This is a genomic window from uncultured Mucilaginibacter sp. (genome assembly GCF_913773635.1).
Classification (GTDB): Bacteria; Bacteroidota; Bacteroidia; order Sphingobacteriales; family Sphingobacteriaceae; genus Mucilaginibacter.
On sequence record NZ_CAJYGQ010000008.1, the window covers coordinates 123,310 to 144,525 of the forward strand.

Genomic DNA, 21,216 nt, shown 5'->3' on the forward strand with positions numbered 1-21,216 from the left:
TATTTTTTGACTGCATAAAAAAAGGCGCCTGCTCATACCGAACAGGCGCCTTTTCTTTACGCGATTATTCTTATTGCTCGTTTTTAATAGTTTGCTGGAAAATGATTCTATAGTTAGCGTTTGAACCTTCGTTATAAAGCTGTAATGATACGTCGGCCGTATCCCAAGGCTGATCTTTCATCGCGGTTGCAAAAGGTGCAAAAGCCGTTGTGTTTGATTGAAAGCCTCTGTAATCAGCAGCTTTAAAATTCAGCGCGCCGTAATTAACTACGTTTTCTGTACCGTTTATAACCTTGTAAACATAACGGTCAAAGTATACATGGGTGTAGCCAACAAGCGTTGGCGGCAAAAATAGTTCATAGTAAGCGTCGGTTGGTAACGCTGCCACGGCAAAGCTTATACCGTAATCAGCATTACGTAAAAACAAGTTGGTTTTCCAGTTATCAACCAGCCTGCCTGTGGGGCCAACAAACGTGCTGCTAACGGCTGTATTTAAGTTTGTTTCAAACCTGTACATCCTTAAATTTGATGTGTAAACTTTGATATTAGTATTCCAATTACCAGTAGACACGCCGTTTAAAGATACGGTGTAAAACGTACCACCTTTTGTAGCGCGCTTACGAACGGTTTTGCTGCCGTTGCTTAAAACTGCAACTACCGAATCGGTTGTGTTGATATCAACACTTGTACGCGGAAAGGTAATAACCACTTGGTTTTGGTTGTTAGCACCATCATCAGTTCCGCTGCCACTACCAGGGTTTACGGGCGTAACATCCTCACTGTTATCATATGTACGGCACGATGATACCGCTGCCAGCAAGCCAACAACAAGCACGGTATACTTAAATTGGGTAAATATTTTCATGTTTAATTTATTCGTCTAAAATTATACCATTTATTGGGTAAGCGCATATTGCACCAGGTTAGCGCCCATCCGCAGTGCCTTGAGCCGGGTTTCCTGACTATCACCAGCGTAGGTACCTAAATCTTCCCAACCGTTGCCTAAATCGCATTCAACATCATAAAAACACACCAGGCGGCCCTTATAAATTAAGCCGAAGCCTTGCGGGCGCTTATTATCATGCTCATGAACCTTGGGCAGTCCGTTCGGAAAGTCAAATTTTTGATGATAAATGGGGTGATTCAATGGCAGCTCAATGAAAGTTAGCTCAGGGAATATCTTCTTCATTTGGGGGCGTACAAACTTATCAAGCCCATAATTATCACAAATATGAAGAAAGCCACCACCTGTTAAGTACTTCCGTAAATTACGTACATCCTGATCTGAAAAGATAACGTTGCCGTGCCCTGTCATAAAGATGAAAGGATAATTGAAAATTTCGGCACTGCCGGCTTCAACAGTTTCGTCCTCGGCCTTAAAGTTTGTTTTAATGTTTTGATTGCAGAATTTAATCAAATTCGGCAACGCTGTTCTATCGGCATACCAATCGCCGCCTCCATTGTATTTAAGCCGCGCAAGTGTATAGGTTGGCACAGGAGTGAAACTGCTTAAGACAATGCTTAACACAAGTAAAATGAAAGCTGACCATTTGATGTTTAGTTTAAGCTTTAAAAATTTCATCTATGCTACTATCTCTCTTTCTGAATAATAATTCAAATCCACTAAATCGCTACAAGGGTGAATAACAAGCCTGGCATTATCATTATCTGTTAAGAAAATTCACCTCAAAGCATGCCTCCAAGGCGGCAGTTTCTGTACGGAGCCTGCTATCGCCTAAAGTTATAGGTTTAAAGCCGTTTTGCAAAGCCTCGCCAATCTCTTTCTCGGTAAAGTCTCCCTCAGGACCTATAAGAACCAGGCAATTACCCTGTAACTGCAACTGGGAAGCAAGGCCTACCTTATCCTGATCTGGCAAGCAATGGGCAACAAACTTTTGTCCTTCGAAAGGAGCACTCAGCAGTTTACTTAATGGCTGAACACCATTCAGCTTAGGGTGATAGGCCTTCAATGATTGTTTAACGGCTGATGTGATTATCTTGTCCAGCCGCTCAACTTTCGCTTCTTTACGTTCTGAACGCTGACATAAAATAAGCGATATTTCATCAATTCCAATCTCTGTAGCTTTCTCTAAAAACCACTCAATACGTTCAATATTTTTAGTTGGGGCAACGGCTATATGCAAATAATGATTGCGCCTACCATGTTCCTGCTCACTGGTTTCAATTACAAGCAATGTTTTTTTTGGATGAGCATCCATAATGCCTGCCGTATAAAAACCTCCTTTACCGTCAACCAACTGCACCTTATCATCAGGCTGCAGGCGCAATACTCTTATAGCATGTTTACTCTCTTCTTCGCTAAGCATGTAGTGCGTAGCATTTGAAGCAATATCGGGTGTATAAAATATGTGCATGCTCAATTGATTACAATACCGCAAAAATACAAACGCGGAAGATTAGCCTCAGCTTTTCTTCCGCGTTTGCAGCAGCTTAATTAAAAAAGATGATCAATGATCATCTTTCATATCCTCTTCGTTAATCAGTAATTCAAGTTTAACCGATTCAATGTTTTGCTCCGATTTGCGCAATACCGTAATATTATAGCCATTTGCTTCACGCTGCTCGCCTACATCTGGTATTTTACCGAAAATTTCGCTTACCCAGCCCGATACTGTGTCAAAGTCACCATCTTCTGGCAAGTCATGCGGTAAATTTTCGTTAACATCGTAAATAGAGGCAACAGCGTTTACTATGAACTCGCGGTCGTTTACTTTCTCAACAATAGGCTTTTCTTCGTCAAACTCATCCTGTATCTCCCCTACCAGCTCTTCAACAATATCTTCGAGGGTAACCATGCCTGCGGTACCACCAAATTCATCCAACACAATGGCTATTTGAATACGGCGCAGCTTGAGCTCGGCCATCAACTCATTGATCTTTTTGGTTTCAGGAATAAAATAAGGTTTGCGAATGATATCTTTCAGATCAAAATCTTCTTTACGAGCCAGTAAAGGCAAAATATCTTTGGCGTGTACTATACCTACAATTTTATCAAGCGAGTCATCGTAAACAGGCATACGCGAATAACCTTCGGTTACCAGGCATTCCAATACTTCCTCAGAAGTGCTTGCCAGGTCAATACCCGAAATTTTGGTACGCGGCACCATGATGTTTTTTACCACACGCTCATTAAAGTCAAATACGTTCTTAATAAGCTCATGCTCGGCAGAATCAAGCGCTCCACTTTCTTTACCTTGTTCAAGCAGGTACTGCAGTTCCTCCGATGAGTGATGCGATTCTTCGCCGTGAACCGTAGTAATACCAAATAATTTAAGTATAAAGTTTGCAAAGTTGTTTAACAACCATATTGCAGGGCGAAACACCAGGAAGAAAAAACGCATTGGATACGATACGGCAAGCGTTGTACGTACCGAACGTTGTATAGCAAGTGATTTTGGAGCTAACTCACCAAACACGATATGAAGTATGGTGATAGTTAAGAACGCTACTACGTGGCTGGTGTTTTTAACCAGGTCAGACGCTACCTCCATGCCAAACATGGAGAATGTTTTAAGCATGATATTTGAAACCACACTCTCACCTGCCCAACCCAAACCCAGTGAGGCAATGGTAATACCTAACTGCGTAGCAGCCAGGTATCCATCTAAGTTGTGCATTATACCCCGGGCAACTTTGGCCATGCTGCTGCCGGCCTTTGCCTGGATCTCAATTTGCGACCCCCGAACTCGCACCATGGCAAATTCGGCGGCAACAAAAAAACCATTTAACAATACCAGAAATATGGTAAGGAATATATGAAAACCGTTTATGTCAATCGTCTCGGGGTCCATGTAGTGGGTTATTGGTTCGAACGGAAAGTAGAATTATATAATTCTAAACTTTCTTGAATTACCTTAAGCGCATATGGTTTGCCCATTAAGTGCTCAATGGTTACGTTTTTGCCTTCCAGCTTTTTATAATCCTGGAAGAAACGTACAATCTCTTTCATGGTATGCGGAGGTAACTCATTCAAATCGTTAATGTAGTTAACCGACATGTCGTTTTTTGCAACAGCAATGATCTTGTCATCCTGCTCACCGTTATCAACCATGTGCATAACGCCAATTACCTTAGCTTCGATCAATGACATTGGGTAAACGTCAACCGAACATAGTACCAGAATATCAAGAGGGTCTTTATCATCGCAATAAGTTTGCGGAATAAAGCCATAGTTAGCAGGATACATTACTGATGAAAACAGCACGCGGTCTAATTTCAGTAAGCCTGAGTCTTTGTCAATTTCGTATTTTGCCTTTGAACCTTTTGGAATCTCAATGATGGCATTAACTACCTCAGGAAGATTGTCTCCCGGTGTAACCTGATGCCAGGGGTGTTGTGTACTCATTTGTAGAAATAGTGTGAATATTGAATAAATTAATGTTCGTCGTTTTTGTTTTCGCCTTTTCCTCGTTTTACAAAAGCAATTATAAGCGGTATGCTTGTTACCACTATCAAGGCAATTACAATATACTGTAAATAGTTTTTAATCTGCGGATATTTTATACCTAAAAAATACCCCAGTAAAGTTAAAATGCTAACCCAGGCAATGCTGCCTACAAAGTTATATAAAGTAAACCGTTTAAGATCTACTTTTACTACGCCGGCAAAAATAGGCGCAAAAGTACGTATTATAGGGAAAAATCGGCCTAACACAAGAGCCATACCACCATACTTTTGGTAAAACTCGCGGGCCATACTTATGTGTTTCCGTTTAAAAAACAGGGTATCTTTTCTGTTTTCCATCAACGGACCGGTACGAAAGCCAAACCAGTAACCGGTATAATTGCCCAACACTCCTGCCGCTATTAATGATAATACCAGCGTATACACCGGCACATCAAGCAGGCCTGTTGCACAAAACAAGCCGGCCATAAACAGTAGATAGTCGCCCGGAAGAAAAAAACCGAAGAACAGTCCTGTTTCAGCATACACCACAATTAGCAACAGGTAGAAACCACCTTTGCTAATAATGGACTGCGCGTCCGTTAGATTTTGGAGATGCTCCCAGAAATTTTCCATTCACAATATTTGTAAAGCTACAAATATTATAACAATTGCTATATGTTATATGTAAGGTTGTGAATTATTGCAGGATAAATACCAATGATTAGCGTTACGAGGGCAGAAAAGCCCAGAACGAACTGATAATACCCCGGTACAGTAAGCGCTTCGTGCTCGGCATTGCGGAAATACATGGCAATAATAACTCTGAAATAGTAGAAGATGCTTACAATGGCGTTAATAACAGCAATGATTACTAACCATAAATGAAAACGACTCATAGCACCGCTAAACATAAAAAACTTCCCAATGAAACCTGCGGTTAACGGTATACCAGCTAAAGACAGCATAGCAATAGTTAAAGTAGCCGCCAGGAACGGGTTGCGTTTGTGAAGGCCATTGAAGCACTCAAAGCTATCGCTGCCTAACTGCTGCTGAACCAGTATTAATACGCCAAAGGCTACTATTGAAGCAATAGAATAAGCTGTAGCATACATAAAAACTGCATTGCCTGATGTAGCACTTAGCGCCACAATAGCAAACAGCAAGTACCCTGCGTGCGATATGCTTGAGAAAGCCAACATACGTTTGAAGCCATGCTGGTATAGTGCTGTAAGGTTACCTACAAACAATGTAACGATAGTTATTACCATTAACGTAGGCATCCAAAATTCGGCAATAGGGGCAAAACTTACGCTGAACAAACGCAGGAATGCCGCAAAACCCGCAGTTTTCACAACCGTTGACATAAAAGCAGTAATCAATGTAGGCGAGCCTTCATAAACATCAGGCGTCCAGAAGTGGAACGGCGCTGCACCTACTTTAAAGCACAGACCAACAATTATAAGGATGATACCGGTATGAAAAAGCGGATCAATTCCGCGAGGATGTTGTACTGCCCAGTTACGGATAGCCTCCAAACCAAATGAGTGCGTTGCACCATATATAAGCGTAATGCCAAATAATAAGAAGCCCGTAGAAAAAGCTCCCATCAGAAAGTACTTTAGTGCAGCTTCGTTTGATGCAAAATTCTTTTTATCAATACCAGCCAGTATATACAAACTTACCGACATAATTTCGATACCCACAAACAACATTGCCAGGTTATAGTAAGACACCATAACAACAATGCCTGCCAGCGAAAAAAGTATAATGGCAATGTATTCGGCAACGTTATCGCTTATGCGCTCAAAATAGCCTTTTGATAACATTAGTATTAACAGGGTTGATAATATAGCTATTGCCGAAAAGGCTACCGAAAAATTATCGAACAGCATCATGCCGCTGAATATAGCCGATGCTCCGTTATTCCATTGCATAACGGCCGATGCCAATGCCACCAGCAAACCGGCAATAGTAACCGGCAGCAGCAATTTATTAGCATTGTAGAGGCCAATGTACAGCAACACGATGGGTAATATGGCTATGATAATTAATGTGGTCATTGTATATCTGAAATTCGAATCTCCAATAGTTTAGTTGTCAGTTTTACCGGCTACAAGCTGCTGGCAGGTACTGATTTATTTTTTATGCAATAAGGCTGCACTTATCTTACTGTTAACATCGTTCATCAGTTGCGTAACTGATGATTCTGTAAGGTGAAGCACAGGTTGCGGGTAAACACCAATCACTATAATTAGTACGCAAATTATACCCAATATAAGCTTCTCACCGGCAGTAATATCAGTAAAGGTTGCTGTAAGCGCATTGGTTTGGCCCTGCATAATGTTTTTGTAAGCCCTAAGCATATAAACAGCCCCCAGTATAATGGTTAAACCGGCTACAATGCCCATCCACATATCGTAACGGTAAACACCGTTTAATAATAAAAATTCGCCAATGAATCCGTTAGTTAAGGGTAACCCAACCGACCCTAATACGATAATAAGAAAGGCAATAGAAAGCTGAGGAGCTACTTTAGCAATACCACCAAGCTGATCAACATCGCGGGTTTTTAATTGACGCTCAATAATATCGAGCACAAAAAAGACACCTACTACTTCTAAACCGTGGTTAAGCATTTGTATCATGGCGCCTTGTAAGCCTTGGATAGTCCACGCTAATAAACCTGCAGCTATCAAACCAACGTGGGCAATGGATGAGTACGCTATTAAACGCTTGCTATCTTTTACCCTGAAAGCAATAATTGATGCATATAAAATACCGGCAATGGCTAACCATAGCGGATTATTTTGCCATTCGTAAAACCCTACCGGCGCTATGGGAATCATCCAGCGAATGGCGCCATATATACCCATCTTTAGCATGATACCTGACAATAACATGGTTCCGGCGGCAGGGGCCTCGGTATAGGTATCAGGCTGCCAGGTGTGCAATGGGAATATTGGCATCTTAATAGCAAATGCTAGTAAGAAAGCTGCAAATACCCATGCCTGCTGAGTGGGATTTAATTGCAATGCATAGAACTTATAAATATCAAAGCTATGTTCGGGCGTTTGCAGGTACAAATAAATTAATGCCAACAGCATGAATAGTGAACCGGCAAATGTATAGATGAAAAATTTAAGCGTAACCTTAACACGGTTTTCGCCCCCCCACATACCACATATAAAGTAAATAGGTATTAGCGCTGCTTCCCAACCTACATAAAACATAAAGCCGTCTAACGCGGTAAATACCAGCATCAGGCCAAACTGCATGAACATAATAAGCGCATAAAATGCCGAAGCATTTTTATACTCGCGTTTAAACGTTGTTCCTATAATAAGCGGCACTAAACCTACGGTAAGAATAACAGGAATGATATTGATGCCATCTATAGCTGCTGTAAAGTATATGCCCAGCTTAGGCATCCAGGCAGCGTCAAATACAAACTGCGGGCTGCTTATATTGGTTTGAAATTGAGTGATGAAGTAAACACCCAAGGCAAGCTCAATTAAAGAAAAAGCAAGAGCTATGGTTTTTACAGCATCGCCTTTGATAAAAAGAAGCGCAAGGGCTGCCAGTAAGGGTAAAAGAAGTAAGATACTAACCGTCATTTTTATATGCAGTAAACGCTTGTTTTAAAACTTAATTAAACTGTATACGAGCACGCCAATTATGCCAATAACCATCATAAACAGGTAGAAACCCACATTACCGGTTTGTAATAGGCGTAACCCTCTTCCTGCCTCACAAGGTGCCTGGCCAAGGCCGTTTACCAATCCATCGATGCCTAACTTATCTACTACCTTAAATAAAAAGTCTGAAAGCGCATCAAGCGGGCGGCGAACAATGGCATCATAAATTTCATCTATATAAAATTTATTGTACGACAGCTTAACCAAGGCAGGGCGTTCTTCCGTATCAGCTACCGGTATATCGGCCTGCTTAACGTATTTAACATAAGCATAAATTAATGCCAATACGGCCACGCCAACTGATACGCCCATAAGCATAAATTCAGTGTTGTGAGCAATAAACATTTTACCGGTTAGTGCTGATGATTTACTCATTACCGGCTCTAACCAATGCTCTAACCAATGATGACCGCCTAATGCTTCGGGCACACCCATAAAGCCACCAACTGTTGACAGCACCGCCAATACAATTAACGGAATGGTCATGCTTGGTGGCGACTCGTGCAAATGATGTTCCTGCTCGTGCGTTCCGCGGAACTTACCCCAAAAGGTTAAATACATTAAACGGAACATATAGAATGAAGTGAACATGGCACCCAACACACCTAATATGTAAAGTATAGGGCTGTGCATATAAGTATGCGCCAGTATTTCGTCTTTAGAAAAGAAACCTGCAAACGGAGGAATACCTGCAATGGCAATGGTACCAATTAACATGGTAATAAATGTTACCGGTAATTTGCCTTTCAATCCACCCATATTTCGCATGTCCTGCTCACCGCTTACTGCATGTATAACCGAACCGGCTCCTAAAAATAATAATGCTTTAAAAAATGCATGAGTTAACACGTGGAAGAATGCTCCAGTATAAGCACCTACGCCTAATGCCAAAAACATATAGCCTAACTGTGACACAGTAGAATAGGCTAACACTTTTTTAATATCTGTTTGCGTTAGGGCAATAATTGCTGCCAACAATATAGTTGCCACGCCAATAATAGCAATTACATGCTGAGTAACCGGGGCAAGGGTAAATAAGATGTTTGAACGGGCAATCATGTATATACCTGCGGTAACCATGGTAGCCGCGTGTATTAACGCCGAAACCGGGGTCGGACCGGCCATTGCATCTGGCAGCCAGGTAAATAAAGGTATTTGGGCCGATTTACCGGTAGCGCCTACAAACAGTAGCAACGTAATTAACATGATGGTGGCGTCACCGCTTTTCATGTTTGCAGCATGGGCAAACACCTTGGTATACTCTATACTGCCAAAAGTTTTCATTATAACAAACACCCCAATAAGGAAACCAAGGTCACCAATGCGGTTCATTACAAAAGCTTTTTTAGCGGCATCAGCATAAGTTGCATTGCCATACCAAAAACCTATGAGCAGGTATGAGCATAAGCCGACACCCTCCCAACCTATAAACATAATTACATAGTTTGAACCAAGTACCAGCAGCAACATAAAGAACACGAACAGGTTGAGATAAGCGAAAAACTTACCAAAGCCCTCATCATGACTCATATAGCCTATAGAGTATAAATGAATAAGAAAACCTATACCGGTAATGATGAGCAGCATAATAGCGCTCAACTGATCGATCAGGAACCCAAACGGAATATGCAGATCGCCAACCTTTACCCAATCAAACAGGGTTACGTTGATAGGTGCGCCGGTTGATTTAACCTGTAAAAAAGCACCAACACTTAAAGCAAATGATAACAAAACCATCAAACTGGCTAAACCGCCAATGATGCTTTTAGGTAAGGTATTGCGGCCCAATCCGTTAATTACGAATCCTGCCAGGGGCAGCAGCGGAATAAGCCAGAGATATTTATCCATGTTATTAGTTATTGAAGTATGAGCCCGGTTATCCGAATCCTGATCCAGTCTCTTTACAATATTTTATTTTAAAAATCTGAAAGCCAATCTCACCTCACACATCCCTTCTCTGGCCTCAGAGATGAACTACCATTTCAATCTGTTCAATATATCTACGTCAATAGAGTTTGTATTGCGGTGTATCATCACAATAATGGCCAAACCTATTGCAATCTCTGCAGCGGCAAGCGCCATAATAAAGAATACAAACACTTGCCCGTTAGGATCGTTGCCGTACACCGAAAATACGGTAAGCAACAGGTTAACGGCATTCAGCATCAACTCAACCGACATAAATACCACAATAGCGTTACGGCGTATTAGTACTCCAATAACACCTATTGAAAATATGATTGCGCTTAACAGTATATAATGGTTAAGCGGAACAACTTTTACAGCTTCAAAAAAACTTTCCATTATACAGTAGTAGCTTTAGGTTTACCTTCTTTAGTGGCCAGCAACACAGCGCCCACCATGGCCGATAACAACAGGATTGACGATACCTCGAACGGAAGTAAGAATTCATTAAACAATACCCTACCCAGGTTTTGTACCGAACCCAAATTTACATCTTGCAACACCACCGGGTTTGACTTTGCGGTTAGTTTGATGGCTCCTACCAGCGTTACCAGTAATACACCACCGCCTATTATACCGGCGAGTTTTACATAAATGCTTTTAGTAGGCTCGGCATCTTTATTCAGGTTCAGCATCATGAGTACAAACAGGAAAAGCACCAGTATAGCCCCCATGTAAACAATAAAGTTTACGACGGCCAAAAACTGGGCATTCAAAATAATGTAATGAATGGTGAACGTAAAAAATGTAATAATGAGGTACAGCACACTATGCACCGGGTTTTTGGCAAAAATAACCAGCAGTGAAAACAGTATGGACAAGAATGCGATAAAGTAAAATACACTCATAGCTCGAGATACAGAAAAATACCTTTACCGGTTAATTGGTTGCCGGTAAAGGTATCATTCTTTTTTTATTGGTTTAAAGGCGGCTCAACTAATTTGTCTTTGCCGTATATAAAGTCTTTACGTAAAAAATCGGTTGGTACAATGTCGCCGTCAAGGTAAATGGCCTCTTTAGGGCAGGCTTCTTCGCACAGGCCGCAAAAAATGCAACGTAACATGTTTATCTCGTATACAGCCGCATACTTTTCCTCACGGTACAAGTGCTCTTCACCTTTTTGGCGTTCACCGGCAGTCATGGTAATAGCTTCGGCAGGACACGATAATGCGCACAAGCCGCAGGCAGTACAACGTTCCTTACCGTTTTCATCGCGCTTTAATGAGTGCATACCACGGAAATTTTCCGAAAACTCTCTTTTTTGTTCAGGATAACGAATGGTTACATCCTTCTTAAAAAAGTGCTTCATGGTTATGCTCAAACCCTGAGCAATAGCAGGCAGGTAAGCACGCTCCCAAAAATTGAGGGGCTTAACTTCTAATACTTTTCGCTTTTTACTTAATGGTTCCATATATGAGGTTAAGCAAACTTGTCAATTAATGTAGATATAATACCGGTTAATACGATGTTAGCAATAGCCAGCGGTATCAAAGTTTTCCAACCCAAGTGCATCAGCTGATCATAACGGAAACGCGGGATAGTCCAACGTACCCACATGAAAAAGAAGATGAAGGCAAATATTTTGGCAAACAGTACTACTACTCCAATTATAGGTGCAATGGTAGGGCCTGCATGTGCCGCCACCCAATCCATACCCGGGTAATTATAACCGCCCCAGTACAGGGTAGCCATAACCGCCGATGATACGAACATATTAATATACTCGGCAAACAGGTAAAAGCCCAGCTTCATGGACGAATATTCGGTATGATAACCACCTACGAGCTCGGTTTCACACTCAGGCAAATCGAACGGGCTCCGGTTGGTTTCGGCAAAGGCGCACACCATAAATATTAAAAAGCCAAGCGGTTGTGTAAGTACATTCCAATGCCAGCCATGTTGCTGCTCGGCAATTTCTTTCAAACTTAAAGTACCGGTTAGCATCAGAAGGGCAATGATGGATAAACCCATCGAAATTTCGTAGCTAATGTTTTGAGATGCTGCGCGAATAGCACCCAGTAAAGAGTATTTGTTGTTAGATGCCCAGCCACCAATCATAATACCATATACACCCAACGATACTACGCCAAAAATGTATAATATACCCACATTAATATCGGTAACCTGTAAATCAATTACCCTGCCGGCAACTTCCATTTGAGGGCCCCACGGAATAACCGCCGAACCTATACAGGCTGTCATGATAGCCAGAGAAGGACCAACAATGAACAGAAAACCGCTTGCACGGGTAGGGATAATTTCCTCTTTCATGAACATTTTAGCACCATCGGCCATGGGTTGTAAAATACCAAACGGACCGGCACGGTTAGGGCCTACCCTATCTTGTAAAAAAGCCGCAACCTTGCGCTCGGCATAAGTAGAGTACATGGCTACAACAAGGCTTATGGCAAAAATTACTACCACAAGCACCAATTTTATGATTAAGTCAGCAATCTCCATTATAATCTGGTCTCCCGTTCAAATTGTTCTTTATTGGCTTCGAGTAAAACCGGGTTGGTTTTAACTACAGGCAGTGGCCTTAGCGTATCGTAATGGTTAGCGCTGATAACCGATTGGTTTGACACCTTGCGCGGCCCCTCGATAACCCAATCGGCAGTTTTCTTTTTATCAAAACGGCAGGTATTGCAAATAAATTCCTCTACCTCACCGTACTGATCTTTACGGGCAGTAACGCGTATTACGTCTTCGCCCTTATACCAAAGCGTTACTTTGCCACTGCATTTTTCGTGGTCGCAATCGCGATGTGCTTCTACCGGTTTGGTAAACCATACGCGGTTTTTAAAGCGGAAAGTTTTATCGGTTAACGCACCTACAGGGCATACGTCTATCACGTTACCTGAAAAGTCGTTATCAACTGCTTTTTGTATGTAAGTAGAAATTTCGGCATGGTCACCACGGTTTAATACACCGTGTACGCGCTGCTCGGTAATTTGATCGGCGGTAAAAACGCAACGGTAGCATAAAATACAACGGGTCATATGCAGCTGAATCTTATCGCCAATGTCTATTTTCTCAAAAGTACGGCGGTCGAACTCGTAGCGGGTTTTGGCGGCACCATGTTCGTAACCTAAATCTTGCAGGTGGCATTCGCCGGCCTGGTCACAAACGGGGCAATCAAGCGGATGATTAATCAGGAGCATCTCTACGATGCCTTTACGAGCTTCAATAACCTCTGGCGAGGTAATGTTTTGCACCTCCATACCATCCATAACACCGGTACGGCATGATGCTACCAGCTTAGGCATAGGGCGTGGATCTTTTTCAGAACCTTTTGTTACCTTAACTAAACAGGTACGGCATTTACCACCGCTACCTTCCAGCTTAGAGTAATAGCACATAGCCGGCGGAACAATATCGCCTCCTATCTGCCTTGCAGCATTCAGAATGGATGTGCCGGGTTCAACATCAATGCTAATTCCGTCAATAGTTACTTTCATTAACCTTATCTCTAATATAAGCGAGGTAATCGCCGTTTATAATCTTTATATGTGATGGACGCAGTTCTTTTATAAAAACATACACCCAACAATTTATCTCACTTTGGTTATCAAGCTTCACCGTTTTTAAAACGCGGTTATACTCGTCACCTTCGTACTCATCAAGTACCGCAAACACCGCTTGCGCATTGTTTATGCGGTATACCTCGCCTGTAATAGTATCAGTTGCACTGGCAACTTCAACAAGGCCAGGGTATTGACCTAAATCGTACAATTGGCCCAAAATAGAGCCATTCCCTTCAAAATGAAGATACTCATGCACGCTGCGCATTACCCCGGCCTCAAAAGTTTTTAACAAGGTGCCATATACAAATATGTATTCCATATAAAACCTTGTTAACCAGCTGCTATAACTGGTACTCTTTTATAACGGGGGTTCCATCAGCGGCGGTACCCATTTCTATATCAATTTTCGCGCCTTTCAATATGGGCGACTCCTGCAAAACAGGAGCAATATTCTTGAACAAAACTTCAGGGTTAGCAGCCGTTAAATAAAACAGCGCTCTGTTGTTTTCCTCATCAAGTTCATAAGTATCGTACTCTCCTACGTTATGATAATTAACTGCATTTTCTATTTGATCCTGCAAATCATCTAAGTAGTCAAAATCTTCTACTTTATAATCAAACTTTATAACAACCGGATGTATTTCTGCCATGTTTTTTCAATAAGCTTAGTAAAATGTTATAAATATAATAACTTATTGCATATCAGAAATATTGCCTCTTGTTAAACCGCAGCCTCGGGCTTTGGTAACGGATCGGCGTAATGTGCCAAACCATAGTTTCGGCTTACCGCCTCGGCTCCGTTTGTTACGTGCCACTCAAACTCATCGCGGAAGTGACGTATAGCACTAGCCACAGGCCATGCTGCCGCATCTCCCAACGGACAAATAGTATTACCTTCTATCTTTTTCGATACATCAACCAACAGGTCCATATCGCTCATTTTACCATGCCCCATCTCTAAGCGGTGCAGCACTTTTTCCATCCAACCGGTACCCTCACGGCAAGGCGAACATTGTCCGCAGCTTTCGTGGTGATAAAAGCGGGTAAAGTTCCAGGTATTGCGCACAATACACTGATCTTCGTCAAAAGCAATAAAACCGCCCGATCCCATCATGGTACCACTTACAAAACCACCTTCTGACAGGCCTTCGTAACTCATTACACGGGCATTACCCTCAATGGTTTTGAGGATGAGGTTAGCCGGTAAAATTGGCACCGATGAACCACCGGCAACTACAGCCTTTAAGCGTTTGCCATTGGCTATACCACCACAGTATTCATCTGAGTAAATAAATTCTTCAACCGGAACACCTAACTCAACTTCGTAAACACCAGGTTTAGCCAAGTTACCTCCTGCCGAGATCAGCTTTGTACCTGTACTTCTGCCAACACCAATTTTAGCATACTCATCGCCACCATCACGAATGATAGGCACAGTAGCCGCAATAGATTCTACATTGTTTACCACCGTTGGGCAGCCATATAAACCCGCAATAGCCGGGAATGGTGGTTTAATACGTGGATTACCACGTTTGCCTTCCAATGATTCTATCAATGCGGTCTCTTCCCCGCAGATATATGCGCCGCCTCCAGGTTGTACGTACAACTCCAGATCGTAACCGGTGCCTAAAATGTTTTTACCTAAAAATCCGGCATTTTTAGCTTCAGCTATGGCCCTTTCCAGGATGCGGATTTGGGGCATCATTTCGCCGCGTACGTATATGTACGAGGTTTTAGCGCCCAGTGCAAAGCTGGCTATAATCATTCCCTCAATTAACAGGTGAGGGATGTGTGTCATTAAATAACGGTCTTTAAACGTTCCGGGTTCCGACTCATCGGCATTGCAAACCAGGTAACGGGGCACACCTTCGGGCTTAGCCAAAAAGCTCCACTTCATACCCGTTGGGAAACCTGCACCACCACGGCCACGCAAACCCGATTTTTTAACCTCTTCCACCACTTCATCGGGTGTTAAGGTCTTCAAGGCTTTTTCCATGGCAGCATAACCACCTTTTTGGCGGTAAACCTCCAGGGTATTGATGCCGGGTACGTTTATATGTTCAAGTAATAATTTGCGTCCCATGTTCTAATTCAAAAATACATAACCCTTACCTACTACAGGCTCGGTTCGAATTGAATGTTCTTCATTAATCAGATGACTCCTAACATCTCGCTTGCCCCTTGCTCTATCTATTTGGTGCATCATCTGTTTATTTTTCTGATTGCTTTTCCGGGTAGAGTTTCTTCTACGTTTATCGAATACCATCGATTTGGTCCCGTATTTAGCATGTAATTTATAGTACCTCTTACTTGCGTCAGCATTTTCTTTAGTCTTACGCTCTCGAAATTCAGACGTATCGTTAAACCCCTCATACAATTCTGGGTTTCTTAAAATATGATAGTCTTTATCCTTTTGCGAAGCCATCTATTAGTTATTTGCCTTTGCTGTTAAATCACTAATTAACTGGTCAACCGACTCAGGCGTTAAATTTTCGTAAAAAGTATATTCGGGGCCAATTTGCAGTACCGGACCGAAGCCACAGGCAGCAAGGCATTCCACACCGCGCCAACTAAACAGGCCATCAGCAGTAACTTCGCCTTCCTTAACGCCTAAAGTTTGCTCAATGTGGTCCATTATTTTTTCGGCACCTACCAAACAGCAAGGGCCTGTGCGGCAAACCTCTAACACATACTTGCCCTGAGGGCGTAAAAAGTACATGGTATAAAAGGTTGCCACCTCGTAAACTTCAATAGGCTCAATTTTTAAATACTCGGCAACTTTATCCATTGCCTTTGAGCTTAACCAGCCATGCTCGGCTTGTACGGCGTGTAGCATAGGTAATAAGGCCGATTTTTGCTTCCCTTCGGGGTAACGGCTTACAAAATCAGCAAACTGCTCAAGCAATGCAGCCGAAAATTCGACCGGTGTTTGGGTATCTTCTACTTTAAGCATCTAACTCTCCAGCTATAACGTTTAAGCTACTCATGTTAATAATGGCATCCGAAAGCAACATACCACGGCTCATATCGGCATACATACTGTAATTGATAAAGCTTGGCCTGCGGAAATGCAAACGGTACGGGCTACGTCCACCATCGTTTACCAGGTAAAAACCCAACTCGCCGTTGGTTCCTTCAACCGAATGGTAAACCTCCCCTACCGGTGTTTCAATCTCACCCATCACAATTTTAAAGTGATAAATAAGGGCTTCCATGTTGTTGTACACTTCCTCTTTTGGAGGCAGGTAAAACTCAGGCACATCGGCGTGGAAAATGGTTGGATCTTCTTTTTCTATCTTATCCAAAGCCTGCTGTATCATGCGCATGCTTTGTTTCATTTCTTCGTTACGCACCAAAAAGCGGTCGTACACATCGCCCGTTGTACCCACCGGAACTTCAAAATCAAAGTCCTCGTATGAGCAATACGGATTCATGGCGCGTACGTCGTAGTCAACACCGGTGGCACGCAATATAGGGCCGCTCCAGCTGTAATCTAATGCAGTTTCGGCAGTTACCGGGGCTACGCCTTTGGTACGATCAATAAATATACGGTTACGATTAAACAGGGATTCAAACTCGTTTAAAACCTTAGGAAAATCTACCAGAAACTTTTTGATTTTGGCAAAAGCAATATCATTGAAATTACGCTCAAATCCACCTATACGGCCTACGTTGGTTGTTAAGCGCGACCCGCAAACCTCTTCGTAAATTTCGTAAATGGCCTCGCGGTATTCCATCATGTATAGGAAGCCTGTAAATGCGCCGGTATCAACACCTAACACACCATTACAAATAATGTGGTCGGCAATACGTGAGAGCTCCATGATGATTACGCGCAGATAATCCACACGCTTAGGTGTTTGTATCTTCAACAGCTTCTCAACCGTCATATGCCAGCCCATGTTATTAATAGGGGCTGAACAGTAGTTTAAACGGTCGGTTAAGGGAGTAATTTGATAAAACGGGCGATGCTCGGCAATTTTCTCAAACGCACGGTGGATATAACCTATGGTTGATACCCCGCTTACAATGCGCTCACCATCCATTTGCAATACATTTTGGAATACGCCATGCGTAGCCGGATGCGTTGGCCCCAGGTTAAGGGTAGATAACTCGCTTTGCAGGTTGGTATCTGTATTACTATTAGTATTTAACGAAGGAAAATTCTGCATAGGTTATCTTCCAAAATAAAAATCTTTTTTATCTACACGGTTCGGATCTTCCAGTGGATATTCTTTACGCATTGGGAACACGGTCATATCGTCCACATTCAGTATACGAACCAGGTTAGGATGGCCTTCAAAGTTCACCCCAAAAAAGTCGTACGTTTCACGCTCCATCCAGTTAGCACCATTCCAAAGTTCAGTAGCTGATGGTATACGCTCATCACCCGCCGGTAAAAACACTTTTACGCGTATGCGCACGTTATGCACCAAACTGTGTACGTGGTATATAACTCCAATTGGGTTCTCCTGCTCGGGATATTGAATAGCAGTAATATCGGTAAGATATATAAACTGCAGGGCCGCATCAGTTTTGATGTAGCGCAACAAGTCTATAATGGTATCGCGGTTGGTTTCAACCGTTAACATGCCGTAATCTTCAACAACAGGCTTTACTAATTCGCCAAATTTGCCGGTTAGGTTTTCAAGCAGTATATCGTTATTTAATTCACCCATTACTGGATTCCGTATTTAGCTAGTAATTGCTGATACTCCGGTGTATCGCGGCGGCGCAACGACTCGGTTTGTACCAGTTTTTGAATATTCATAAAACCATCAATAATAGCTTCGGGGCGCGGCGGGCAACCCGGTACATAAACGTCAACCGGAATAACCTCATCTATTCCCTGCAACACCGAGTAAGTATCAAATATACCACCGCTTGATGCACAGGCACCAACAGCCATTACCCAACGAGGCTCGGCCATTTGCAGGTAAACCTGGCGCAAAACCGGAGCCATCTTTTTAGATATTGTACCCATTACCATGAGCAAATCGGCCTGGCGAGGTGAAAAGCTTAAACGCTCGGCACCAAAGCGCGACAAATCGTAATGCGAGCCCATGGTAGCCATAAACTCAATACCACAGCATGATGTAGCAAAAGGCAACGGCCACAAAGAATGTGAACGTGCCAAACCTATGGCCTTATCTAACGATGTAGCGAAAAATCCCGAACCTTCAACACCCGGAGGGGCATTAACTATCTGTACATCACTCATTGGTTATAATTGCTAAAATTCCGCCTAAACGGATGCCTACAAATTTATTATTATAAACGTATTTTGGTATAGTGTAATATGTACAACATCGTATTTAGAAACAGTCTAAACAGGCTGATTATGTGGGTTATACATTAAGCTTTTATTGAAAATCAAGCATTAAAACACAAAACACCCGATAGATTTAATAACCTATCGGGTGTTTATTTATCATATTGATAATACTAATACCTTTCTAATTAGTTCCAGTCCAACGCTCCCTTTTTTAACACGTAAATAAAGCCTAAAAGAAGGGTTGCCATAAAGATAAACATCTCTATTAAACCATCGGTGCCCATTGCTTTAAAATTTACCGCCCATGGATACATAAAGATAACCTCCACATCAAACAAAACAAACAAGATGGCTACCAGGAAGTACTTGATTGATACCGGTGTGCGGGCATTACCCACTACCTCAATACCCGATTCAAACGGAGTAAGCTTATCGGCGGTGACACGTTTTGGCCCTAGTTTGTGGGTGGCCAGCATGGTTGTTACAACAAATCCAATAGCCACCAGCATTTGAATAATGATGGGCAAATAATTAACCGGTAAACTTTGTGCTTCCATGTAGCAAATATAGTAGTGGGTTTTATAATAACAAAAAAGGTGCAGTTTAAACTGCACCTTTTAATAATATAATTTATAAAAGCATTAATTATTTGCCTTTACCTTTTGCTGCCGGCTTATTTTTCCTGTTGAAGAAATTTGAAGCTTGCGCATTGTTTGGATCATTCTCGCGAGCTTTAGTGTAATTTTCTGTAGCCTTGGCCATATCCTTTTCTTTATATTCAGCAAATGCACCTAAGTAAGCATATGCTTCAGCAAGATTCTTTTTATCAGCTTCTGCAACTGTTTCTTTTGCTTTTGTAACCTCAATTAACTTTTCATAGTAAGGTTTAGCAAAGCCTTGGATGTTGTTACGGTCTTTCTCTTTTAAATCATACAAACGTGCACGGTAAAGCGTAACTGTAGTGTTTGGCGTTGGCACTTTTGATTGAATGTAAGCAAAAGCAGAGTCGGCTTTAGCTAACAACATGGTATCAGCAACAGGTTTTGGAGTAGCTTTGCTTGCAAGCTGATCGCCGTAAGCAAAGTAATAGCTAAACCCTTCTGAAAAATAATCATTCAAAGTTGCTTTTCTAGATTTAGATACATACTGTCTGTAAGCATCACCGGCTTTTTCATATTGACGTTTTGCATAATATATTTTTGCAATATCAGCATATAAATCACCCTGAGTTGTATCCAACTTTACAGTTTTCTCCAAAGTCTGCAAAGCTGCAGTAGTATCTTTTGCTTTTAATTGAATACGACCTTGGTAGTAGTAGTCATAAGGAATGATACGCTTAGGATCCGCCTTGCTCATCCATGAATTCATAGCACTCTGAGCTGTAGCTGCATCACCGTTTTCAAAAGCTGAATAAGCTAAGTAACGGTATGCACGTGCGTTTGCATTAGGCATTTGGCTTAAAGCTGTAGCTTCGGTTTGAAGTTCTTTAAACTTACCAGCCTGGTATAAAAAGTCGGCATAACGAAGACGAGATTCTACAGAGTTATCAGTTAAGCTTAAAAACTTGCTGTACTTCTCAACCGCTTCATTTACTTTGGCTGATGCCTGAGCAGGAACTTTTTGTGCCCAACGAATATCAGTTTCAGCCCACTCACGGTAAGCAGGACCAAAATTCGGATCAATTGCTAAAGCAGCTTTAAATTCTTCTTCAGATGCATCCCAATTGTTAGCCTGGCGCCATACCACACCGGTTGCAACTTTTGCAGCTGCGGCTTTAGGGTTAATTTTCAATGCATCTTCATAAGCTTTTACCGCATCAGTATTTTTTAATTGAGTACGATATGCGTCACCTAAAGCAATATACAATTCAGGATCTTTTGCACTTACAGCAAGACCCTTTTGCAAAACTGCAATAGCAGCGTTGCCATCAGGCTCACCTAGCAAATAAGCTTCACCAACATATTGAAACGGCTTGGTTTCTTTACCTGCAAGTGTAATTGCCTGGTTGAAGTTTGACTGTGCGCCAGCCTGATCTTTACTTAAACGCGCAACCGCGCCTAAACCTGCATAATTTAAAGCTGATTTAGGATTAGCAGCTATACCTTTAGTAAAAACGGCTTTGGCCGAATCAACATAATCCTGTTCGAGGTAAACCCAGCCCAGGTAAAAGAAGTTTTCATCTTTATTAGCCTGAGTCGCTGTTAAATTTTTCAACATCGACTTAGCTTTCTGGTATTGTTCGGCGTCAATGGCTTTCTTGGCGTCGGCAAGACTCTGCGCAAAAACAGTTGAACCTATAAATACCAGCCCTGTTGCAGCTACTGCCGCTTTACTAATCATATTCTTCATG

The 21,216-nt window shown here is 42.1% G+C and carries 24 protein-coding genes; all 24 read right to left on the bottom strand.

What is annotated here, in order from left to right:
• Positions 1 to 70 precede the first annotated feature (70 nt).
• A complete protein-coding gene (locus QZ407_RS10140) occupies positions 71 to 865 on the bottom strand; it encodes a hypothetical protein (protein ID WP_295770486.1) in 795 nt (264 codons plus the stop codon).
• A 30-nt stretch (positions 866 to 895) separates the two neighbouring features.
• Positions 896 to 1,582 carry a DUF4159 domain-containing protein gene (locus QZ407_RS10145; RefSeq protein WP_295770489.1) on the bottom strand — a complete coding sequence of 229 codons (687 nt, stop codon included), beginning with the start codon at positions 1,580 to 1,582 and terminating at the stop codon, positions 896 to 898.
• Positions 1,583 to 1,664: 82 nt separating this feature from the next.
• Positions 1,665 to 2,375 (bottom strand): 16S rRNA (uracil(1498)-N(3))-methyltransferase, encoded by a 711-nt coding sequence (locus QZ407_RS10150; protein WP_295770490.1) that lies wholly within the window; start codon positions 2,373 to 2,375, stop codon positions 1,665 to 1,667.
• A 93-nt stretch (positions 2,376 to 2,468) separates the two neighbouring features.
• Positions 2,469 to 3,812, bottom strand: coding sequence for a hemolysin family protein (locus QZ407_RS10155; protein ID WP_295770493.1), 1,344 nt, complete (start codon positions 3,810 to 3,812; stop codon positions 2,469 to 2,471).
• Positions 3,813 to 3,820: 8 nt separating this feature from the next.
• Complete coding sequence (locus QZ407_RS10160) at positions 3,821 to 4,366, bottom strand: inorganic diphosphatase (protein WP_295770495.1); 546 nt, start codon at positions 4,364 to 4,366, stop codon at positions 3,821 to 3,823.
• Between the two features lie 29 nt (positions 4,367 to 4,395).
• Positions 4,396 to 5,040, bottom strand: coding sequence for a DedA family protein (locus tag QZ407_RS10165; RefSeq protein WP_157542747.1), 645 nt, complete (start codon positions 5,038 to 5,040; stop codon positions 4,396 to 4,398).
• A gap of 38 nt (positions 5,041 to 5,078) precedes the next feature.
• Positions 5,079 to 6,467 (bottom strand): NADH-quinone oxidoreductase subunit N, encoded by a 1,389-nt coding sequence (locus tag QZ407_RS10170; protein WP_295770499.1) that lies wholly within the window; start codon positions 6,465 to 6,467, stop codon positions 5,079 to 5,081.
• A gap of 75 nt (positions 6,468 to 6,542) precedes the next feature.
• Entirely contained in the window at positions 6,543 to 8,021 is a 1,479-nt protein-coding gene (locus QZ407_RS10175) for an NADH-quinone oxidoreductase subunit M (RefSeq protein ID WP_295770501.1), read from the bottom strand.
• A 24-nt stretch (positions 8,022 to 8,045) separates the two neighbouring features.
• A complete protein-coding gene (gene nuoL / locus QZ407_RS10180) occupies positions 8,046 to 9,950 on the bottom strand; it encodes an NADH-quinone oxidoreductase subunit L (protein WP_295770503.1) in 1,905 nt (634 codons plus the stop codon).
• 126 nt (positions 9,951 to 10,076) lie between these two features.
• Entirely contained in the window at positions 10,077 to 10,406 is a 330-nt protein-coding gene (gene nuoK / locus QZ407_RS10185) for an NADH-quinone oxidoreductase subunit NuoK (RefSeq protein WP_295770506.1), read from the bottom strand.
• Entirely contained in the window at positions 10,406 to 10,915 is a 510-nt protein-coding gene (locus tag QZ407_RS10190) for an NADH-quinone oxidoreductase subunit J (RefSeq protein WP_295770508.1), read from the bottom strand. The genes nuoK and QZ407_RS10190 overlap by 1 nt, the downstream gene beginning before the upstream one ends.
• Positions 10,916 to 10,980: 65 nt before the next feature.
• A complete protein-coding gene (locus QZ407_RS10195) occupies positions 10,981 to 11,478 on the bottom strand; it encodes an NADH-quinone oxidoreductase subunit I (protein ID WP_295770511.1) in 498 nt (165 codons plus the stop codon).
• Positions 11,479 to 11,486: 8 nt separating this feature from the next.
• Entirely contained in the window at positions 11,487 to 12,527 is a 1,041-nt protein-coding gene (nuoH, locus tag QZ407_RS10200; protein ID WP_295770514.1) for an NADH-quinone oxidoreductase subunit NuoH, read from the bottom strand.
• Positions 12,527 to 13,525, bottom strand: a complete 999-nt coding sequence (locus tag QZ407_RS10205; protein WP_295770516.1) for a 2Fe-2S iron-sulfur cluster-binding protein — start codon at positions 13,523 to 13,525, stop codon at positions 12,527 to 12,529. The genes nuoH and QZ407_RS10205 overlap by 1 nt, the downstream gene beginning before the upstream one ends.
• Positions 13,509 to 13,910 (bottom strand): gamma-glutamylcyclotransferase family protein, encoded by a 402-nt coding sequence (locus QZ407_RS10210; protein ID WP_295770518.1) that lies wholly within the window; start codon positions 13,908 to 13,910, stop codon positions 13,509 to 13,511. Before QZ407_RS10210 ends, QZ407_RS10205 begins: the two co-directional genes overlap by 17 nt.
• A gap of 22 nt (positions 13,911 to 13,932) precedes the next feature.
• Entirely contained in the window at positions 13,933 to 14,241 is a 309-nt protein-coding gene (locus QZ407_RS10215; RefSeq protein WP_295770520.1) for a hypothetical protein, read from the bottom strand.
• 71 nt (positions 14,242 to 14,312) lie between these two features.
• On the bottom strand, positions 14,313 to 15,674 hold the full coding sequence (nuoF, locus tag QZ407_RS10220) for an NADH-quinone oxidoreductase subunit NuoF (protein WP_295770522.1): 1,362 nt from the start codon (positions 15,672 to 15,674) through the stop codon (positions 14,313 to 14,315).
• Between the two features lie 3 nt (positions 15,675 to 15,677).
• Complete coding sequence (locus tag QZ407_RS10225; RefSeq protein ID WP_295770524.1) at positions 15,678 to 16,016, bottom strand: hypothetical protein; 339 nt, start codon at positions 16,014 to 16,016, stop codon at positions 15,678 to 15,680.
• 3 nt (positions 16,017 to 16,019) lie between these two features.
• Positions 16,020 to 16,544 carry an NAD(P)H-dependent oxidoreductase subunit E gene (locus QZ407_RS10230; RefSeq protein WP_295770526.1) on the bottom strand — a complete coding sequence of 175 codons (525 nt, stop codon included), beginning with the start codon at positions 16,542 to 16,544 and terminating at the stop codon, positions 16,020 to 16,022.
• A complete protein-coding gene (locus QZ407_RS10235) occupies positions 16,537 to 17,763 on the bottom strand; it encodes an NADH-quinone oxidoreductase subunit D (protein ID WP_295770528.1) in 1,227 nt (408 codons plus the stop codon). The genes QZ407_RS10230 and QZ407_RS10235 overlap by 8 nt, the downstream gene beginning before the upstream one ends.
• 3 nt (positions 17,764 to 17,766) lie before the next feature.
• Positions 17,767 to 18,270, bottom strand: a complete 504-nt coding sequence (locus tag QZ407_RS10240) for an NADH-quinone oxidoreductase subunit C (protein WP_295770530.1) — start codon at positions 18,268 to 18,270, stop codon at positions 17,767 to 17,769.
• Positions 18,270 to 18,812: an NADH-quinone oxidoreductase subunit B gene (locus QZ407_RS10245; protein ID WP_157542763.1), complete on the bottom strand. Its 543-nt coding sequence runs from the start codon at positions 18,810 to 18,812 to the stop codon at positions 18,270 to 18,272. The genes QZ407_RS10240 and QZ407_RS10245 overlap by 1 nt, the downstream gene beginning before the upstream one ends.
• Before the next feature lie 239 nt (positions 18,813 to 19,051).
• Positions 19,052 to 19,423, bottom strand: a complete 372-nt coding sequence (locus QZ407_RS10250) for an NADH-quinone oxidoreductase subunit A (RefSeq protein ID WP_295770535.1) — start codon at positions 19,421 to 19,423, stop codon at positions 19,052 to 19,054.
• Between the two features lie 88 nt (positions 19,424 to 19,511).
• On the bottom strand, positions 19,512 to 21,215 hold the full coding sequence (locus QZ407_RS10255) for a tetratricopeptide repeat protein (protein ID WP_295770536.1): 1,704 nt from the start codon (positions 21,213 to 21,215) through the stop codon (positions 19,512 to 19,514).
• Position 21,216 lies beyond the last annotated feature (1 nt).

What these genes read in the sequence shown, in the direction of transcription:
- QZ407_RS10140 (WP_295770486.1), bottom strand. Translation starts at nt 865, where the DNA reads ATGAAAATATTTACCCAATTTAAGTATACCGTGCTTGTTGTTGGCTTG.
- QZ407_RS10145 (WP_295770489.1), bottom strand. Translation starts at nt 1,582, where the DNA reads ATGAAATTTTTAAAGCTTAAACTAAACATCAAATGGTCAGCTTTCATT.
- QZ407_RS10150 (WP_295770490.1), bottom strand. Translation starts at nt 2,375, where the DNA reads ATGCACATATTTTATACACCCGATATTGCTTCAAATGCTACGCACTAC.
- QZ407_RS10155 (WP_295770493.1), bottom strand. Translation starts at nt 3,812, where the DNA reads ATGGACCCCGAGACGATTGACATAAACGGTTTTCATATATTCCTTACC.
- QZ407_RS10160 (WP_295770495.1), bottom strand. Translation starts at nt 4,366, where the DNA reads ATGAGTACACAACACCCCTGGCATCAGGTTACACCGGGAGACAATCTT.
- QZ407_RS10165 (WP_157542747.1), bottom strand. Translation starts at nt 5,040, where the DNA reads ATGGAAAATTTCTGGGAGCATCTCCAAAATCTAACGGACGCGCAGTCC.
- QZ407_RS10170 (WP_295770499.1), bottom strand. Translation starts at nt 6,467, where the DNA reads ATGACCACATTAATTATCATAGCCATATTACCCATCGTGTTGCTGTAC.
- QZ407_RS10175 (WP_295770501.1), bottom strand. Translation starts at nt 8,021, where the DNA reads ATGACGGTTAGTATCTTACTTCTTTTACCCTTACTGGCAGCCCTTGCG.
- nuoL (WP_295770503.1), bottom strand. Translation starts at nt 9,950, where the DNA reads ATGGATAAATATCTCTGGCTTATTCCGCTGCTGCCCCTGGCAGGATTC.
- nuoK (WP_295770506.1), bottom strand. Translation starts at nt 10,406, where the DNA reads ATGGAAAGTTTTTTTGAAGCTGTAAAAGTTGTTCCGCTTAACCATTAT.
- QZ407_RS10190 (WP_295770508.1), bottom strand. Translation starts at nt 10,915, where the DNA reads ATGAGTGTATTTTACTTTATCGCATTCTTGTCCATACTGTTTTCACTG.
- QZ407_RS10195 (WP_295770511.1), bottom strand. Translation starts at nt 11,478, where the DNA reads ATGGAACCATTAAGTAAAAAGCGAAAAGTATTAGAAGTTAAGCCCCTC.
- nuoH (WP_295770514.1), bottom strand. Translation starts at nt 12,527, where the DNA reads ATGGAGATTGCTGACTTAATCATAAAATTGGTGCTTGTGGTAGTAATT.
- QZ407_RS10205 (WP_295770516.1), bottom strand. Translation starts at nt 13,525, where the DNA reads ATGAAAGTAACTATTGACGGAATTAGCATTGATGTTGAACCCGGCACA.
- QZ407_RS10210 (WP_295770518.1), bottom strand. Translation starts at nt 13,910, where the DNA reads ATGGAATACATATTTGTATATGGCACCTTGTTAAAAACTTTTGAGGCC.
- QZ407_RS10215 (WP_295770520.1), bottom strand. Translation starts at nt 14,241, where the DNA reads ATGGCAGAAATACATCCGGTTGTTATAAAGTTTGATTATAAAGTAGAA.
- nuoF (WP_295770522.1), bottom strand. Translation starts at nt 15,674, where the DNA reads ATGGGACGCAAATTATTACTTGAACATATAAACGTACCCGGCATCAAT.
- QZ407_RS10225 (WP_295770524.1), bottom strand. Translation starts at nt 16,016, where the DNA reads ATGGCTTCGCAAAAGGATAAAGACTATCATATTTTAAGAAACCCAGAA.
- QZ407_RS10230 (WP_295770526.1), bottom strand. Translation starts at nt 16,544, where the DNA reads ATGCTTAAAGTAGAAGATACCCAAACACCGGTCGAATTTTCGGCTGCA.
- QZ407_RS10235 (WP_295770528.1), bottom strand. Translation starts at nt 17,763, where the DNA reads ATGCAGAATTTTCCTTCGTTAAATACTAATAGTAATACAGATACCAAC.
- QZ407_RS10240 (WP_295770530.1), bottom strand. Translation starts at nt 18,270, where the DNA reads ATGGGTGAATTAAATAACGATATACTGCTTGAAAACCTAACCGGCAAA.
- QZ407_RS10245 (WP_157542763.1), bottom strand. Translation starts at nt 18,812, where the DNA reads ATGAGTGATGTACAGATAGTTAATGCCCCTCCGGGTGTTGAAGGTTCG.
- QZ407_RS10250 (WP_295770535.1), bottom strand. Translation starts at nt 19,423, where the DNA reads ATGGAAGCACAAAGTTTACCGGTTAATTATTTGCCCATCATTATTCAA.
- QZ407_RS10255 (WP_295770536.1), bottom strand. Translation starts at nt 21,215, where the DNA reads ATGAAGAATATGATTAGTAAAGCGGCAGTAGCTGCAACAGGGCTGGTA.